Source organism: Prochlorococcus marinus subsp. marinus str. CCMP1375, assembly GCF_000007925.1.
Classification (GTDB): Bacteria; Cyanobacteriota; Cyanobacteriia; order PCC-6307; family Cyanobiaceae; genus Prochlorococcus_E; species Prochlorococcus_E marinus.
Genome location: NC_005042.1, coordinates 1346283 through 1363261, shown reverse-complemented (window position 1 = coordinate 1363261; position 16979 = coordinate 1346283). Strand labels below are relative to the sequence as shown.

The 16979-nt window shown below is 34.6% G+C and carries 22 protein-coding genes; 10 read left to right on the top strand and 12 right to left on the bottom strand.

The window, feature by feature from the left end:
* Window positions 1-208: 208 nt before the first annotated feature.
* A complete protein-coding gene (locus PRO_RS07240; protein WP_011125623.1) occupies window positions 209-394 on the top strand; it encodes a hypothetical protein in 186 nt (61 codons plus the stop codon).
* 109 nt (window positions 395-503) lie between these two features.
* Here the strand turns inward: PRO_RS07240 and PRO_RS07235 are convergent, their stop codons facing one another.
* Together PRO_RS07235 and PRO_RS09430 are read right to left on the bottom strand one after the other, a co-directional pair.
* Window positions 504-1109, bottom strand: coding sequence for a YdcF family protein (locus PRO_RS07235; RefSeq protein WP_225866384.1), 606 nt, complete (start codon window positions 1107-1109; stop codon window positions 504-506).
* Between the two features lie 396 nt (window positions 1110-1505).
* On the bottom strand, window positions 1506-1670 hold the full coding sequence (locus PRO_RS09430; RefSeq protein ID WP_011125621.1) for a hypothetical protein: 165 nt from the start codon (window positions 1668-1670) through the stop codon (window positions 1506-1508).
* A 410-nt stretch (window positions 1671-2080) separates the two neighbouring features.
* Between PRO_RS09430 and PRO_RS07230 the strand changes: the two genes are divergently transcribed.
* Window positions 2081-2431, top strand: coding sequence for a hypothetical protein (locus tag PRO_RS07230; protein WP_036892020.1), 351 nt, complete (start codon window positions 2081-2083; stop codon window positions 2429-2431).
* A 76-nt stretch (window positions 2432-2507) separates the two neighbouring features.
* Here the strand turns inward: PRO_RS07230 and PRO_RS07225 are convergent, their stop codons facing one another.
* Window positions 2508-2789, bottom strand: coding sequence for a DUF2811 domain-containing protein (locus PRO_RS07225; RefSeq protein ID WP_011125618.1), 282 nt, complete (start codon window positions 2787-2789; stop codon window positions 2508-2510).
* A 912-nt stretch (window positions 2790-3701) separates the two neighbouring features.
* Here PRO_RS07225 and PRO_RS07220 point away from each other — a divergent pair.
* Both PRO_RS07220 and PRO_RS07215 read left to right on the top strand, forming a co-directional pair.
* The gene (locus tag PRO_RS07220; RefSeq protein ID WP_011125617.1) at window positions 3702-4214 is read left to right on the top strand and encodes a hypothetical protein; all 513 of its coding nucleotides are present in this window, start codon (window positions 3702-3704) and stop codon (window positions 4212-4214) included.
* A gap of 470 nt (window positions 4215-4684) precedes the next feature.
* Window positions 4685-5089, top strand: coding sequence for a thiol-disulfide oxidoreductase DCC family protein (locus PRO_RS07215; protein ID WP_011125616.1), 405 nt, complete (start codon window positions 4685-4687; stop codon window positions 5087-5089).
* A gap of 162 nt (window positions 5090-5251) precedes the next feature.
* Here PRO_RS07215 and PRO_RS09425 read toward each other — a convergent pair whose 3' ends face one another.
* From PRO_RS09425 to PRO_RS07205, 3 genes are all read right to left on the bottom strand, one after another.
* Window positions 5252-5401 carry a hypothetical protein gene (locus PRO_RS09425; RefSeq protein ID WP_011125615.1) on the bottom strand — a complete coding sequence of 50 codons (150 nt, stop codon included), beginning with the start codon at window positions 5399-5401 and terminating at the stop codon, window positions 5252-5254.
* A gap of 109 nt (window positions 5402-5510) precedes the next feature.
* Window positions 5511-6128 carry a DUF938 domain-containing protein gene (locus PRO_RS07210; protein WP_011125614.1) on the bottom strand — a complete coding sequence of 206 codons (618 nt, stop codon included), beginning with the start codon at window positions 6126-6128 and terminating at the stop codon, window positions 5511-5513.
* Window positions 6129-6132: 4 nt separating this feature from the next.
* Window positions 6133-7035, bottom strand: a complete 903-nt coding sequence (locus tag PRO_RS07205; protein ID WP_011125613.1) for an MBL fold metallo-hydrolase — start codon at window positions 7033-7035, stop codon at window positions 6133-6135.
* Window positions 7036-7339: 304 nt separating this feature from the next.
* Between PRO_RS07205 and PRO_RS09420 the strand changes: the two genes are divergently transcribed.
* Window positions 7340-7492, top strand: coding sequence for a hypothetical protein (locus tag PRO_RS09420; protein ID WP_011125612.1), 153 nt, complete (start codon window positions 7340-7342; stop codon window positions 7490-7492).
* Between the two features lie 288 nt (window positions 7493-7780).
* Here the strand turns inward: PRO_RS09420 and PRO_RS07200 are convergent, their stop codons facing one another.
* Entirely contained in the window at window positions 7781-8575 is a 795-nt protein-coding gene (locus PRO_RS07200) for a hypothetical protein (RefSeq protein WP_164923242.1), read from the bottom strand.
* A gap of 344 nt (window positions 8576-8919) precedes the next feature.
* On the opposite strand from PRO_RS07200, the gene PRO_RS07195 reads away from it, so the two are divergent.
* Window positions 8920-9420, top strand: a complete 501-nt coding sequence (locus tag PRO_RS07195; protein WP_011125611.1) for a DUF1643 domain-containing protein — start codon at window positions 8920-8922, stop codon at window positions 9418-9420.
* A 973-nt stretch (window positions 9421-10393) separates the two neighbouring features.
* A complete protein-coding gene (locus PRO_RS07190) occupies window positions 10394-10750 on the top strand; it encodes an AbrB family transcriptional regulator (protein WP_011125610.1) in 357 nt (118 codons plus the stop codon).
* Between the two features lie 559 nt (window positions 10751-11309).
* Here PRO_RS07190 and PRO_RS07185 read toward each other — a convergent pair.
* The 5 genes from PRO_RS07185 to PRO_RS09620 all read right to left on the bottom strand — a co-directional run bounded on the left by PRO_RS07185 (window position 11310) and on the right by PRO_RS09620 (window position 14140).
* Window positions 11310-11492 (bottom strand): hypothetical protein, encoded by a 183-nt coding sequence (locus PRO_RS07185; RefSeq protein WP_011125609.1) that lies wholly within the window; start codon window positions 11490-11492, stop codon window positions 11310-11312.
* A 352-nt stretch (window positions 11493-11844) separates the two neighbouring features.
* The gene (locus tag PRO_RS07180) at window positions 11845-12105 is read right to left on the bottom strand and encodes a hypothetical protein (protein WP_164923241.1); all 261 of its coding nucleotides are present in this window, start codon (window positions 12103-12105) and stop codon (window positions 11845-11847) included.
* A 262-nt stretch (window positions 12106-12367) separates the two neighbouring features.
* Window positions 12368-13558, bottom strand: coding sequence for a DegT/DnrJ/EryC1/StrS family aminotransferase (locus tag PRO_RS07175; RefSeq protein ID WP_011125607.1), 1191 nt, complete (start codon window positions 13556-13558; stop codon window positions 12368-12370).
* A gap of 93 nt (window positions 13559-13651) precedes the next feature.
* On the bottom strand, window positions 13652-13849 hold the full coding sequence (locus tag PRO_RS07170; RefSeq protein ID WP_011125606.1) for a hypothetical protein: 198 nt from the start codon (window positions 13847-13849) through the stop codon (window positions 13652-13654).
* Between the two features lie 156 nt (window positions 13850-14005).
* The gene (locus PRO_RS09620; protein ID WP_268741275.1) at window positions 14006-14140 is read right to left on the bottom strand and encodes a hypothetical protein; all 135 of its coding nucleotides are present in this window, start codon (window positions 14138-14140) and stop codon (window positions 14006-14008) included.
* Between the two features lie 185 nt (window positions 14141-14325).
* Here PRO_RS09620 and PRO_RS07165 point away from each other — a divergent pair, with 185 nt between their 5' ends.
* From PRO_RS07165 to PRO_RS07155, 3 genes are all read left to right on the top strand, one after another.
* Window positions 14326-14511: a hypothetical protein gene (locus PRO_RS07165; RefSeq protein WP_164923240.1), complete on the top strand. Its 186-nt coding sequence runs from the start codon at window positions 14326-14328 to the stop codon at window positions 14509-14511.
* Window positions 14512-15163: 652 nt separating this feature from the next.
* On the top strand, window positions 15164-15451 hold the full coding sequence (locus PRO_RS07160; protein WP_011125604.1) for a DUF1330 domain-containing protein: 288 nt from the start codon (window positions 15164-15166) through the stop codon (window positions 15449-15451).
* A 176-nt stretch (window positions 15452-15627) separates the two neighbouring features.
* A complete protein-coding gene (locus tag PRO_RS07155; protein WP_011125603.1) occupies window positions 15628-16959 on the top strand; it encodes a sodium-dependent transporter in 1332 nt (443 codons plus the stop codon).
* The last annotated feature ends 20 nt before the right edge of the window (window positions 16960-16979 follow it).

Genomic DNA, 16979 nt, shown 5'->3' with positions numbered 1-16979 from the left:
AGGTCTCACCTACTACTAGTAGTGGCTTAACTTGAAGTTTGGTTAAGCCAATTCTATATATGGTGTTACGAAAGTTGAATTAGTGGTTTGGAGTTGTTAGTGTTTCATAAATTGGCTGGGTGATGGGGATCAGTCGGCCTTTTTGAACCAGATTTAAGAATCAGCCTTTAATCTGATTGCTTTTATCTAATTCATTGGAGCCAATGCTATGAATCTTGGATTGCTTTTTCTTCAAACAGTTTCATCTGGTGTAATCACTAGTGATGAAATGAATTGGATTGCTTCACATCAGCGTGACTTTTCTCGTATTGAAGAGGCAACAGCTTTAAAACTTGGCAGACTTTTAGATAGAGGCCTAATTAAACTAGGCTGTAGAATTAATGTCATAAAATAAATGAGTAAGGTCTAATTGATAACTCTCAAAATAAATCATATTAATAACTACTTATACTCTAGAAACGAGCATTGATCTTAGAAGCCTTGCCTCAAGTGCTCTAAACTTTTTACCACGATCTGTAAACAGCTCGTCCTAGAAGTTCTCTTAAAGCTTTTGAACTCATAAAAAGACTTTCAGAATTTGGTATCCAGTTATATGGATTTTTCCAATATGTTTTTCTGAATTTCCTCTCTGTCTTGAAATCAACTGGGAAAGGCTGCACGATAAAACCTTGGCGCTCAAATTGTCTTTTTGCACGTTGCATATGAAAAGCACTTGTCACAAGAAGAATTTTTGATGGAGACCCTTTGTCTTTGATGTTTCTTCTGATTTGAAAAGCTTCTTCTGCAGTATTAAATACCCGACCAGTAGTTGAAATGGCTTTTTTGGGGATACCAAGGCTTATGGCTTCTTCTTTATATAGATCACCCTCTGTCTTAAGAGCTTTCCTATAAGGGCTGGCTCCGCCAGTAAAGAACAACTTTGGAGCTTTTTTTTCTTTGAAAAGTTTTACTCCAGCAAGGAATCTATCTGGATCATTCCATTCAATGATATTTGATATTCCAGGAGCTAAACTTCTCCCTCCGCTGCTTAATACAACTATTGCATCTGCTGTGGGGGCATGACTTTCATCTATTCTTTGCCAGGGATGCTCTACAAATTTCCATAGCATTTGAGAAACCAAACCAATACTAAAAGTCCATAAAAATATAAAAATACTTAGAGTTGAACTACTGTATTTTTTGTTAAGGTGTAAAAAAAGAGTGCAAAGTGTAATGCCAAGTGGCAGCACGAAAAGGGGTAAAAGTTTGCTTAGGATGTACGTGTTGATACCAGCTAGCTTGACTTTATTCTACTAAAAACGTGAAATAAGCAAGTTGATAGTAGCTTTATCTAAATTAATTATGATTACATAGTAGACAAATAAACCTTAGATTGATCATAAATAATGACTTAAGTAATCTAAATAGAGAGCAATCAGCATTAATCAGAAACTTACTAATATATCAATATAATTAAAACAATAAAATCTATTAAGGTAATACTTTAATTGTTAAAGCTATAATATTTAGTCGTCATATACTTTGCAATGTGACATTGTTGGATGATCTAAGCACTCTTTTTCGAAATAACTTTCTTTACTCTCTTTAGGTAACTTGTAGTCAAAATCATGCATCATCCAAGCATCACTAAAAATGCCTCCAAGGATGCTAAAAGGCTTAACTAACCTCATAATTCTCCTTATCAGTTGGACCTATTATTAAACTTTTACTATGCTTGCTCAAGAGCTTATATACCTATATCTGGCTTTATTTAATATTCTTATAATATTTTGAACTCATTTTGATAAAATTTCGAAGAAATTTCTAAATTTCACTTTTCTAATTAAGCCATAGATTATAATGCCAGAAAGAAAAGATAATAAAATAATACCTATTTGATAGATTTGAATTGATGGGTCAACCATTCCTTCTCTGTTAGTTAAACTCATTTAATTTTAACTTTTTTGATTATAAGCACCAGAGCATAAATACTACTATGATTATAAATGGATAAAAATAGTTTGTTTTCTCGTATTCATTAATGCTATGCTTTTCAATTATTTAATAGTTTGATTGCCTTAACCTTATCCCTTTGCAAAATATGATTGAAACTAAGACGATAGCCTGGATTGGTGGTTCAATGGTTATTTTTTTCTTGTTTGTTTTCGTTTATGTGATTCAAACAAAAATTCAAAGGTGGAATAATGATAAAATTTCCCCACTACCGTTAGAAGGTTTTTTATCAATAACAAGCTATATTTCATCACTTGCAGGGTTAACAATCATGTTTACAGGAGTATTGGAAACATATACCTTCTCGCCAGTTAATTCGATAGTTGCATCTTTAGCATTATCTTTCACAACTGGAATACCAATGTGGGGAGTCGTCAAAGGCTTGCTTAAGGAAATAGAGTCAGGAGAGTTAAAAGAAATCGTCCCTGGTAAATTTTAATTTGTGAATGTCATAAGTTTGATTCCAGCCTTCTTAAGTTTGATTGAATTTCAAAGGTCAATCTCAAAGGTCAATCTCAAAGTGTCTTTTGGAATGCATTCTTAGAAAACATGTTTTGAAAGTAAAGGCGGTTGATTGATCTAGATTCAATACCATTTTGTACAAGGAAACCAGATAAAGCTGCCTGAATCAATCGGTATTGATCCCAGTTTGGATGGGTTTCAATGAAAGTTGTCATAGCTTCCTTTAGTGGCTCAGGAACTTCTGTTAGAAAACTAACTAAAGAATCATCATCTTTAATAACTGAAGAAGCGGATAATTTTTTAATTTTGCTCTTAGTCCTATCCAAGCTTTGCATTCATACCTTTTTAATAGGGACTACTACTTCCTCACATTTTTGGCTTGCAGTCAAGTTAATACAACAAGCTTGTCTCATCAGAACTTTTAGCGAGACTCGCCTGTTGGCAGGGATGTCAATAGAGGCAATATTATGTTGTATAAATAGCACCTATAAATTGAGCAAAAAAACTTTGGATGAAGGTTTCTCCACACCGCCCTTTGTTTAAAAGAAAAACAATGCCTTGCTTGTGGAAAAAATGTGGAAAATGAGATTATTTAATATGGAAAAATCTAGTTAAATTGATTGATAAGCATCATTAATCACGGTCATAAGAATCTCTTTTGGTCTCATTTTGAATATTTGGAAGCTTGTCAAAGCATATTGCCTTTGGTTTAGAAACTATTTTATAGCCAACCAACTAGACATCATCTAGGTTCTGCTCTAACGACTCTAATAAGCTAAAACTATTGAAGCAACTTCAACCTCGAAATAAATTATTCCATTGTTCTTTCCCTTTTTCTGTAGAGAATGTGCATTCAAAACTATATGAGAGATGCTTCCTCAACTGATTAGGCGCACTATCTTGATCAAGATAGATTAAGTGATTTGCAATTAACGCTATATGCCTAGATCACTCATTGCATGATATTGATTTCTGTGGAAAACAAAGAAATTACCATCGCCTCTTGGAATGTTAAAAGTAGATTTTTCAGAACTGCTGTGAGGCCTTTTCACTTAGAGCTGTGAAAGCAACCTTCTAGCCGATTAATCTTGTCACGGAATTTAGATCTCCTTTGATGATGGATTTTTCTTATTTGGATTTTCAATATTTCTTTGAGAATTTATTGGAATTGAACACTTAACTATTTAGAAATTACTTCTATGGCCCTTTAGGCGTTAATTTGTATCAAATGTCACATGTACTGAGTTGTGGCGAAATTACCGCTAAAGATCAAAATACACCCTTACATACTTAACGCGTTAAAAGAACGTGCAAAGCATTCTGGCATAGATGTAAACGAGCTTGCTAATAAGATTCTTTCGAGTGCCTTGTCAATATCTCTAGATGGAACCATCCTCGAAGATGAATTGTCTTTTCTTGGGTCTGAACCAATTTCAGGATTAAAAGGCAAGTCTTTTACTGATGAAGGAGCAAGAGCTTATAGTGCCGCAGCTAGATATGAATTTCAAAAGCATTCTTCGTTAAAAGGGCTTAATTTTCAGCATGCTTTAGCACAGCTGTCAGACATTACTTCTAAGTATAAAGGTGATTTTGATTTGATAACTCAAATTTTGATGGGGAAACATGTCCTCTCCTCTGATGAAATTGCCATGGCTATTAAGGAAACTGGTAAATTTCCAATGCAAAAGATTCTACAGGAGTGGAGTGGTGACCCTTTGCACTCTCTTTCAAAGGTATTGGTTGAAGCAATTGAAATTTAATATGTAAGTATATTTTTATTATATTGCAATGCGAAAGTAGGACTGTGATAGTTATAAACATCAAGCAAGTTTCAATTGCTTAGGCTTACACTTATTAAATCTATTTTAGAGTAATATTTTCTCTACTTGGAAAGTTGTTACAAGGATCTGAGGATTTATACAAATCAGAAAAAATATTGATTTGACTTCTAATATTAATGATGAGGATGAGGCCTTTATTTATAATTTAATGATTAAGAGATTACATAGCTTTAAAGGATAACTAATAACCAAGGGCAATAATTCTAATAGCTTATTAGAGGAGTTTTTGAGTAAATCTTTTTATAGATAAAATTAATGAAGCCAATCTAAGTTATTTGAATAAAGCCTTAAGGGTTTATATCTCTCCGCCTTTTTATTACTAACATTAACTAGTCTTTTTTGAAAAGTCACTTATGCTATTAGAACTACATTGTTATCTTAACTCCTAAGTGGACAAAAAAAAATTGACGTTGTTATTTGATGGAGGATGCCCTCTTTGCCAAAGAGAGATCAGTTTTATTAGTTCTAGAGATAAACTAAACAATATCTCATTTGTAGATATTGATGCTCCTGATTATGACTCAGGTCTTTATTGCGGAATTAGCTATAGAGAGGCGATGGGCAGAATACATGGAATTACAGATAAGGGAGATATTGTTAAAGATGTACAAGCCTTTCGTGAGGCATATAGTCTGGTGGGACTTGGCTGGTTTTATGCGCCAACCTCATGGCCATTATTAAGACCTTTGTTTGATAAGTTTTACGAGATTTGGTCGCATTGGCGTTTTAATGTTACTGGACGCCCATCTTTAGATCAACTTTGCAAAGATAGGGAGCTTACTATTAATAAATAATAGATTGATGACTTGATAAATCTTTACCAAATACAAATATTCTGCTTCTTTTATATTTAGGGATTAAAAAAATAAAAATATCCTTTGATTTAATTGAGTATTCATGAGATTAGCTTATGTAAGGCAGTTGTCCCTTATAGAAAGCTTTTAGTTAGGAAAGCTCTAATCTCTTCCATGAACTGTTCTTAAACTTCCATCAAACCTGTACTGTTCTGGATTAGAACCTAAATTCTGAATAAGTTTGCTGGTTGCAAATTTTGACTGACTAGAGAATTTAGTTCTAGTCAGAACTGCTTTAGTAGCAACAGGCATAAGAAATAGTCAAATGGACATATAACTGCTTTAGCGCATGTAATGCACTTCTTCATAGAGAATTTGTGCGCATTTACTGCTTTTAACTTTTATTCGGCGGATAGTTACTTCAACTCTTTTTAAAAGCAACTAGAAGATTATGAGCTTGCATTTCAATAACAGCATGGTTTTTTAGTCCATTGGATGTAGCCACTGCATTAACTTCTGCTAAATCTCTAACACCCCAATTGGGGTTTTGAGTCTTTAAAGAGTGATCAAAAAGCTCATTGCTTTTGCTGGTATGTTTTCCATCTATTTGGAATGGTCCATACAGAATTAATAAATTATTCTTTTTCAGGTGATTTGCTGATTCTTCAAAGAGGGATTGTGTGCATCCCCATGAAGATATGTGGAGCATGTTTATGCAAACAATGGTTTTAAGTGTTCTTCGAAATTCTTGCGCTAATGGCCAAGGTTTGCTTTCCACATCAAGATCTATAGGTTGTGGCATCTTTGCTTCTAACCCTTGATGAATAATCCAAGCTCGAATACTTTTTCTATAAGAGTGATTAGGATCACTTGTTTGCCATTTTATAAAAGGGAAAAGTTTTTGAAAAGCAACACCATGCTCTCCACTTCCGCTCGCTATTTCAAGGACTGATCCTTTGTCGGGTAGAAACTTCGAAAGAGCTTCCGCTATGCAATCTCTATTTCGAGACGTCGCTGGAAAGAAAAGTCTTTCGTCCATTTGGTTAATAAGATAATGAGTCCTCTGAGCTTTCTGCATGCATCAGAGTTTGAGAAAGAGCTATCTCCCACTCTCCTTTCTTAAATCGATGAGCATGCCCATGCCCAGGTAGCAACCATTCGATATCAAGATCTAAAAGCTTTTTAACTGATTTCAATTGCTCTGACCAATTCCACCAGCAATAATCTTTTGATGCAATCATTACTTTTTTGGAAGGATTCCACCAAAGGTGATCTCCACTAAAAAGTATTTGTTGTTTATTACCAAGTAATGCTACTAGCGACCCTGCTGTATGACCTGGAGTGGGTATTAATTTGAGGTTTTTTGATATGGGGATAACATTCATGCCAGTCAATAGATGTTCTGCCTCAGGGGCTGCATCTGCATCTTCTTTATGAATGAATCTTTCACAATTAAAGGCTTTAGCCCATTTCGAATGATCTGCCACATCATCTCGATGAGTTAGAACCATTTTGCTTATGCCTCCCATCTCTTCGATTTTTCTTGCAAGTAGAGCACTCCAGCGTGGCGAGTCAATCAGAACATTACCTTCAGAGCTGCGAATTAGCCAGCTACTAGCTCCAAAACTAAGCTTGGAACTCCATCCGCAGTAATACACCTCTCCTGAGGAATGTTTGGTAACCATAATTGGGAAAATATCATTAGAAATTTGGGAGGTTAATCTTTTGGGTGCTCCTATTGCTGCTACAGGACAATCGACTAAAGCTAAAAGCGCTTGATTAATTTCTTTTTGACTACTTGGCTGTGTATGAACATAAGAACTATTGCCAGTTTGTCCAAAGTGCTCGGGGTCTATATGCACGCAGCTTCCACAATCTATACAGCTAGAATCCACAAAAAAAGGCCCAGCTTTATTTATTTTTAGGCGATCTTTCTTGCGAGCCATAGCACTTTAATTCTTACTTTAGAAGAGCTGAAAGGGAGCAAGATGAATTTGATTTTACACCCGCCACTCATTTGTAAAGGAGTTTTAGCTATTAATATTTTAATCACCTTCTAGAGCGATAATTAACTTAAATTAAAGGATTCATTAAGGTCAAATCATAAAATTTAAATGAAGAAAATTTTTACCATATTTATCAACACCTTTCAATAGTCTTTGCAAATCTGCTTTTATTATGAATTATAAATTAGTTATTATGACTCAATAAAATAAATACTATTCTTAGTAAGTATTGGAGTCTTAAAGCATGCCTGAATCTTTAACTGTCCGAATCAAATCATGGATTAAAAAGGCAATGGGAGCAATGGGAGAAGCTATGGTTTCGGAAAAAAGCACAAACTTGCCTCCTGAATCAGGCGAACAACCATATAAAGACAAGCCTAAAAAAGGCCTTTTCTAGTCAATAAAAGACTAATTGGAGGCCCTGCTTTTTAATTCTAGAAAATATACATGCTTTGTCCCAGAGTTATTCTCTATATATTTACCTGGAGTTGGCCCGATAATTTGCTTGCTTAGAATAATATTCAATTTTATAGGGTCATTAAAATTTGGCGTTATTATGAAAATATTTTTGATTTTAATTGGAAAGCCTTTTTGTTGAGGTTAAATATTGATTTTCTTCTAATACCTTATTGACGTTGACTGTTCAAACAAAGAATGAAATTTATAATTTATTTATAGTAGGCGATTACTTGTTCTTTTTAAATACTTTATTGATTATTTGGCTCCCGGAAGTTATCAATGTTTCTAGCGATGAACTCATTGCATGCTTAGAAAGTGCTTTAAGTTCTTGGGCAGCTTTAAGTTCTTGGGCAGCTTGAAGTTCTTGGGCAGCTTTAAGTTCTTGGGCAGCTTGAAGTTCTTGGGCAGCTTTAAGTTCTTGGGCAGCTTTAAGTTCTTGGGCAGCTTTAAGTTCTTGGGCAGCTTTAAGTTCTTGGGCAGCTTTAAGTTCTTGGGCAGCTTGTAATTCTTGGGCAGCTTGAAGTTCTTGGGCAGCTTGTAATTCTTGGGCAGCTTGTAATTCTTGGGCAGCTTTAAGTTCTTGGGCAGCTTGTAATTCTTGGGCAGCTTTAAGTTCTTGGGCAGCTTGAAGTTCTTGGGCAGCTTGAAGTTCTTGGGCAGCTTGTAATTCTTGGGCAGCTTGAAGTTCTTGGGCAGCTTGTAATTCTTTGGAAGCTTTAAGTTCTTGGGCAGCTTGTAATTCTTGGGAAGCTTTAAGTTCTTGGGCAGCTTGTAATTCTTGGGAAGCCTCTAGAGCTGAAACTATTTTCTTTTCTTCCCAAGCTTTCTTTGCTTGTTTAGTCTTTAGAGTCCTTTCAAGTACTTTCTTATCCCAATCAGGGATTTCTTTTTTTTCTTCAGTTATAGGCTCTAAAGTTGCTTTGCTATTTAAATCTGCCTTTTTACTTTTGAAGAAGTTGAGTAAGTTTTGTTTAAATGAACTTTTCTGCTTAGTCAAACTCTGATCTTGATTTTGTTGCATTTTCAAGGATCTTTCAACACAAGATTAATATATATATAAAAGATAACCTCAAGTTTTCTAAAAAACAATTAATACAAATTACTTTTTCTTAGCGTTATCACCTTTAATTTTGGGCACTTGATTGTTTGATGTTAATAGTCTTTTCTATCGAACTTAGCGAATGATTGGCTAAGAGTAGTTTTTACTTATTGATTTACCTTTTTATTATAAGCTTAAAATTGATGATAAGAAGTCTCTCTCTCATTAATAGTACAGTTGGAGCAGCTTAAGTCTTTCAGGTACATGAGTGCAAGCTCTTCTTTATCAGAGAGAGAAGCTTGATTATTAATTAGGGTATTTTAAGAATGAGATCAGATGCTTCATTTAGTTCTTGTGGAATTTATAGGTGGAGACTGACTAGATTTCTAAATAATTCAAAAAAAGAACTAATTTTCGTTGGTTTAAATCCCTCAATGGCAAATTCTTCTGAGAATGATCCTACAATTAGGAGAATTGTAGGATTTGCAGATTTATGGGGATATGGATCTCTTACGGTTATTAATTTATTTGCAAAGATATCCAAAAAGCCAAAAATACTTAAATATTGCCATGATCCTATTGGGCCAAGGAATGATTTTGAAATAAATAAAAACCTAAGACATTGGTCAAACAATCATTTATGCGATTTATGGATTGGCTGGGGAGTGAATGGGAAACTCATGAATAGAAATAATCAAGTTTTAAAGAAGATAAGAGATTATGATTCAAAAACACCTTACGTAATTGGTCTTACTAAAGAAGGTCATCCTTGCCATCCTTTATATATTTCCAAGCAGTCGAAGTTAATTCATTACTATCAAAACTAAAAGACTCTTGAGATTTTGAGCAAGATTCTGTTATTCGATACAGTGAATTGACTCTTCTCTGAGACATACTTATTTTTAGGTGCATAACCAGGCGGCCGCATTCTCTTTATAAATTGTATCTATCGCTACAATGCTTAAGTTGCTCTTTTGTCTCAATTGAGTTTTCAGGTGGCAGAGAAAGCTTTTGATTAAGAGAACTTTATGAACATTCTTCCAATAATTTGATCTTATGCAGAAAACCGGAAAACTTGGAAATCATCAATTAAGGGAATCCTTAAATCTCAATTTATTTGCCAACGCTTGAGTCTCTTCTTTATTCAGCAATCTTAATAAAAGGTCAAATGAATTAGATTTTTTATTTCATTCTCATAGACCTTTAACTATCATTGGCTTGAATAATTCTAAAAGAACTTAGTTAGTTTCATTAACTAATTGATTGAAAGCTCAGTCAGTAACTGATTTTTGCCCTTCTTGGGTAAGCTCTATGAGCAGGTGGCAATTAATTTGCAAATAGGCTTTATGCTATTGGAACTTTAAAAATCGAATTGCTTTTGAACAAATTGGAATTTTATTTGAGAATTACTAAATTGTAAGAAGATACTGACTTGACTAATACTGAGACCGCACAAGCGCATTGCTCGAAACAAATAGGCGATCAAATTTCGAATTACTTGTTGCAAGTCTCTTCTTAAGTTGACTGACTTAGCAAGCAGGGAGGTGGAGAATTGAAGCTGTTAATAATAATAGGCAAATGAGGAAAAAGTTTGGATTGAAATCATTGGTTTCCTGATCACTCAGTCCTTGAATGATAGGTCTCTTTTCGTTTGTCTGAAGTTAACTTCTTCCTGAGATTGCGATAAAAGCAGCGACCGGTATATGACAGTTTATACATTCCTTTAGTGGCAAAACTAATATAAATATTGTCTCTTTCTTATATATAAGTTATTATGAAAAGACACTCTAATTATTTATTATGCTCACGGGTAAGGATTTGTTAGCCAAAGTCAAGGACTTAGGTGATGTATCAAAATCTGATCTAGTCAAGGCATGTGGATATGTATCCACAAAGAAAGGCGGTGGCGAACGTCTTAACTTCACAGCATTTTACGAAGCTCTTCTTGAAGCTAAAGGTGTAAATCTTGCATCTGAAAGCGCAGGAGGTATTGGTAAAGGTGGAAGGAAGCTTAGTTATGTAGCAACTGTTCAAGGTAATGGAAATCTATTGATCGGCAAAGCCTACACAGCTCTTTTAGATCTTAAGCCTGGCGATAACTTTGAAATCAAAATGGGTCGCAAAGGATTTCGTTTAGTTCCTGAAGGCGACGGTTAAAAGCTTTAGAGTTTTTCTAATCAATTTATTGCCAGTGAGCTTTTTAGTTCGCTGGCTTTTTATTTTCATCGATCCTTAGCAAAATCGATTAAGATTTCTTTGTTAGCAAAGATTAATGAATCCCTTTTCAATTTTATTAGCGGTAGTTTTGTTGACTTTGGGGATTTATTTTATTTTTTTTGCCATCGGTTTTAGTGGAATTGATCAAAACCGGAAGGCACAAGGAATAAAGAAAAATACAGAAATTCAATAACTCTTTGCTCTAATTGATGCAAAAAGAAGATCAAAAGCTGCTACCTCTATGATCAAAGACAAGGAAATTACGAAGATACTTCGGTCTTATTGAATTTACGCGGATATTCAGCTGCTCCCTTTTTCAGTCTTTTCAGAGATTGATGTAGAGGAAGAGAATATTTAACTTAATCTTTGTCACTTATATAAGAAATTTACATTCAAAACAGCCATAGACAGGTCATCTGTTCAATAAGATTGCAAATATCTTGAATGAAGGAAGTTTTTTAATATTCGCTTTCATTCTCATAGCGCGAAGGTTATTAAATTAGTGACCACACCATATTGCACATGTAGTAGTAGTTGCTGCAACGATTAGACCTCCCCACTTGATCACTTTCTGAGGGGCATTGAAAGTTGTGGCTATCAGTATGGCGGCCAAGTTGACAACTATGAGTTGATCAGTTGTAGGGGATATGCCAAAAAGACCCTTAGTAGCAAACCAATACATAGTTATAATTTATAGAACTTTCTTTATCTTACGTTGGATTTTACTTCTTGATGAATATTGCTATAAGCTTTTCACCAATAGTTTTTATCTGTAGTGTTACAGCATTATTAGATGCTTTTATTGTCTTGAGCTATATCCTGAATTATTGTTCTTAAAATCAGCAGGAATTATGAACAAAGAAAGTTGGGGAAATTTAATTGCTTATCTATATATGATAAGTGTATTAGTTGCTGCAGCTATTTGGATATTTGGATTCTTCACTTAAACCCTCTTCGCTATTGGGTCTGTAGTTGAGCTTTCTTCTCTTATTAATGCATATAGATAACTAAATGTACTGAGTCGTACCCTATCCTTATTCTAGGTCTTTAATTCCAAGGGTTTCTTGATTTTGTATAGGCACAGGAGCTTCGTCTATAAGGAGAGAAGCAGCTCTTCTTTTTTCTTCCCAAGCTTCTTTAGCTTCCTTAGTTTTCAATCTTCTCTCTAAAACCTTTTGTTCCCAATCCTTTATTGGGTTTTTAGGCTTAGCTTCTCCAAAAGCTTTGAGATATATGCTTTTTGTCTTAGCTTTGAAGAAGTGAAACAAGTTTGACCAGCGGCTTGATGTGTTCAAATTAAAGTTCCTCAATGAAATAATGCTGTGTGAAGATAGCTTGAATGAAATTCCTTAGCGTTTTGTGCTGGCTTAAGAGCATTTCAAGATTGAGCTGCCTGATCACAAAGTCTGGATCAAAAAAAGACTTGTGAACCTAATTAATATTCAATTTACTTCAAATTCTTTTCTTTGATTAAATTACATTTGTTTCTTTTATATTTCTCATTATAAATATAATTATTTGCCATCCTGGGATTTTATTGAATTAAGATCCCAAGATTCAGCTATTGGATTCTACCTTTTTTAATACTTTTAAGAAGACTCTTGCGATGTTCTCAATTGTAGTGATTGTGAAATGAGTAGGTAATCGAAGATCGAATACTTCTTCTAAATTTCTTTTAGTATTAGGGAGTACAGCATTACTTATATCTAGAAACTTCCAGTTTTCATATAAACGTGCATTGGTATTATTTTTACCGCCAAAATAACTGATTGGGATATTTGAATTATTTAGCTCTGATTTTAATTTCAGTCGAAGACTCTCATTTAATTTTATACGTATTTGTGCTGAGTCTCTCACTGCTCTTATTAGGCTTGACTCTTGTGGAAAGCAAATGATTTTATTGCTATCTAGTATTTCAGAAAACCTTATATAGTTTTCATTTATTTTATCAATAGTGGATTCAATATTATGGATTTGTGGAATGGCTATGGCAGCAGTCAAGTTATTCATTCTTACATTAAATATTGGTAACTGGTTGATATATTTTTCAGCAATATCAGTTTGATTTGAGGAATGCAATAGATAATTCTTTTCATAAGATCCAGACATAAATACTGATTTCCAGAAAACCTCAGGATCATTAGTAACTAGTACTCCACCTTCTCCAGCATTGATCAATTTATAAGATTGTAGAGAATAAACTCCTGCTACACCAAATGTCCCTGCATGCTTCCCCTTCCATTTAACTCCTAAAGCATGAGCAGCATCTTCAATAAGAATAATTGAATACTTTCTGCAGATACTTACTACTTTGTCCATATCACACAAGTGTCCCCTCATGTGCGATAGCAAGAGGTATTTAGCCTCCGTAGAGATAATCTTTAACTCTAAGTCCTTTAGATCAATTACATAATTATCGTTAATGTCTACGAGAATAGGCTCTGCGCCACACTGCAAAACAGCACTGGGAACTGCAGTAAAAGTAAAAGCTGGGATTAGAACTTTTGAATTGGACTTGACACCGACTGCTTTTAGGGCCAAGAAAATAGCATTAGTTGCTGATGAAACACCAAGTGCAAAATCACTTTGCACATATTTACATACTTCATTTTCAAGGATGTTGACCAAACTATTTGATTCTTTAAATTGATATCTAAAAAGCTTTTTAGTGTTCAGCGCTTGGTTTACTGAGAAATTAACAGCATCTAAATCCAGTTCAGCTTCCCATGAAATTTCTTCTGTTTTCATTAGAAAATTATGCTTACTTATAAGATTAAGTAGATTTTACTTGAAATTAATTTATAAAACTTTTTGCTAGATATCAAGTGAGCATCTTTAAATCTATGAAGATGACTTTTTTCCGTGCTTTAAATATTCTCTGTATGGAGCATCTCCCCAATAGCAGTCCTCATAGAAGGTAAATATTGAAAGTGCAACACCTGCTATGAGGAAAGCACCAATAACAAAAACAAATTTGATTAAACCTTCAGAAGGTTTCCATGCTTGAGAAATAGCGAGGATTAGTAAATAGTAGTTCATATTTTAGCTTCGCTATTTATTTCAATAAAACCACCTGAAAGAAATACTCAATTCTTCGTTGCATAAAAGAAATGAGTATGTCTGATAGCAAGAAAAGCCTCTAGGACAATTTTGGCCTTGAGGGTATTCTCAAGATATTAATTTTCAATAATGACCTTAATTGATAATGAGTATAGTAACCCCAAATACAAGAGCAGCTACAATAAAGCCTATTCCAAAAAGACCAGCAGCTATACCTGTGTTGAGGTAAACGGAAACGGTTGCTAATTCTTTCCCTTTTTTGTCGGCCATTGATTTAATAAGACTTATTTAGATGTTAAAGCTATTTTCTGCAAACTTTTTGAATCTTTGCATAGTTGTTCTTGGCTCCTGATTTTTGCAAGGTTTTCCAGTGATCTATTCAGGATGATTTTTTGGCTTTTGCTCCTTCCCAAACTTCATAAATTAATTATCATTAACTAAATTTGTATCAACCAATGTCAATTCGCATGCTTTCAACTGAAACGCGTCTTCGACTTGAGGAGATTATTGATCGTTTAGCGACTGGCCAAACGGTAAGCCTAGAAGAACGCATTCAACTAAAGAAATATTCTGTTCATATTCCATTTGTTGCAGGGAAGGTTGCTCAAGCTCTTAGAAGAAGGGAAGCCTTTGAGGTGTGACTAATTAGGGCTCTTAGGAAATATGCCTTAAGAGGACTTGTTCTTTTCCAACAAGACCAATTTAAGTCTTCATGGCTATTTGTATTTTGATTAACTGTATAAAATATTACTAAATATAGTTGCAATCAATTGCCCTGATTAACTTTTTATCCTTCTTTGAAGAATAAAAGTCGCTTTTATAATTTAATAAAAATCCGAATCATTATAATTATCCAAAAAAATACCTTCGGCTAACTATTCCGAAGGCAACGTCTCAACTGTATAAAGTAAAACTCAAAAACCTTATGAGTGCAAGGCGGAAACTTTAATTTTTATTTTTCAGATTGCATTAAAAAAGCAGGAGCCAAATTAGCTTGGAACTTTTTAATCGCTATTGACTCCTGACCGTATGGTTGATACGACAATGGATCACCTCCCTTTTGAAACTATTGAAATGATATCAGGAATTTGAAGTTATGGTTTTTTGATTTCACTCCATTATTCGATCTTTAGTGATCTCCCTATTCCTGCCAATGGTTTAGGGGCTTTTGATAAAGGAGATGAAATTGGTTAATTCATTATGGGTTAATTTATTTCTTGACTTGAGAAATCCTTTATTTCGTCCTTTGGGCACTTGATATGCGATACTTCTTCCAATTTTCTTAATCATTCCGTGTCAAAAGGTTATTGGATTAAACAGGTAAGTATTGAAAGCACGGATTTATTTATTGAATACATCCAAACGGTTATTCCTTGGTTGCTTTCAGTTGGAGGAATCGTAATAGCAAAGGACATTAGTCAAAAATCTGATTTAAATGAATGGGACGGAGGTCAATTAGGGGTTGTTGTGGAATTTGAATCAAGATCTGCTGCTCAAAAAGCTTTTGATTCCAATGTTTTTCAGGAATATATTGATTTGCATGGATTAAATTCTGATTTGAGTCTTTCTATTTTCGGTTAAAGCTTTTTGCTCTGGATTAATTCATACATTTAAACTCTGATATTTAAATTGTCTGCAAAAGTTTTTATTAGTGAAAGAATTTAAGGCTAATTCCTACAAGAGCTAACTATGTATGGTTGATATTGCTTGAAGTTTTCATAATTGATTTAGTTGAAATTTACTCCTTTTAAGGTTTCATGGCATTACGAGAACAATGGCGGTCTAGATGGGGGTTTGTGCTTGCCGCTGCTGGCAGTGCAGTTGGATTAGGTAATCTTTGGGGCTTTGCTTATAGAGCCTCTGAAGGAGGTGGTGCGGCATTCTTACTCCTTTATATTTTGATTGTTTTGGTTGTTTGTCTTCCTGTACTTGTTTCTGAAATGGTTCTTGGAAGAAGCACAGGAAGTAGTCCCTTGCTTGCACCAGTAAATGCTGCGGGACCTCGATGGAGTCCAATGGGCTGGCTGTTTGTTATTGCTCCTTTGGGAATAGGCTCTTATTACGCAGTCTTAATGGGATGGACTTTAGATACCCTCATACATTCAATTTTCTTTGGATTGCCCTCGAACCTTTCTGAAGCAGAAACATTCTTTGGTTCAATTAGCTCTGGAAGTAGTGTCCTTTTAGGTCAACTTATAAGTTTGTTGCTTACAGCTATTGTCGTCTCAGCTGGGGTTCGAGGAGGAATTGAGCGGCTAAGTAGATTGGGTGTGCCAATACTTTTTGGGTTGCTTTTGATACTTGCTCTTTGGGCAGCTACTTTGTCAGGAACTTGGGAAGGGTATAGAACTTTTCTTTTAAAGCTAGATGCCTCTCAATTCTTTAACCCGTCAACTATTCGCAATGCATTTACACAAGCATTCTTTTCTTTAAGTCTAGGTATTGGAATCATGGTGGCTTATTCCTCCTATTTGGATAAAAAGAATCAATTGCCAAAAGAAGCTGTTTCAGTTGCTTCTATTGATACAGCGGTTGGATTATTAGCAGGAATGATTACTTTCCCAATCGTAATGAGTTTTGGACTTAAGGAAGTAATTAGTGGTTCGACTGTTGGAACATTATTTATTTCATTGCCTACTGGATTGGGAACGCTTGGTTTGACTGGCAGAGTAGTAGCAATTTTGTTTTTTGCTCTTGCCTATATTGCTGCTATTACTTCTTCTATTTCTTTGTTGGAAGTGCCAGTTTCTTCAATAATGGATCGATTAGGATGGGGGCGATCTAAGGCGGTTTTTGTTTCAACAGGGTTGTTATTTGTACTTGGCATACCTTCTGCTTTGAATTTGGATGTTTTAGGAAAGATGGATAGCATTTTCGGAGGAGTATTGCTAATTCTAGGTGGCTTCTTGTTGTCTATTTTCTTAGGTTGGGTTGTACCGAATAGATTTGATGAAGATCTTGCAGGTTGTAATTCAAATCATAGGGTACGCAGATATCTCAAATTCATGCTTCGTTGGGTATCTCCTCCCGTAATTGCTTTTGGCTTGATTGTTAGTGTAGTAGACCTTTTCCAGAATTGGTCTAGTTAATGTTCATGAAACATTCAAAA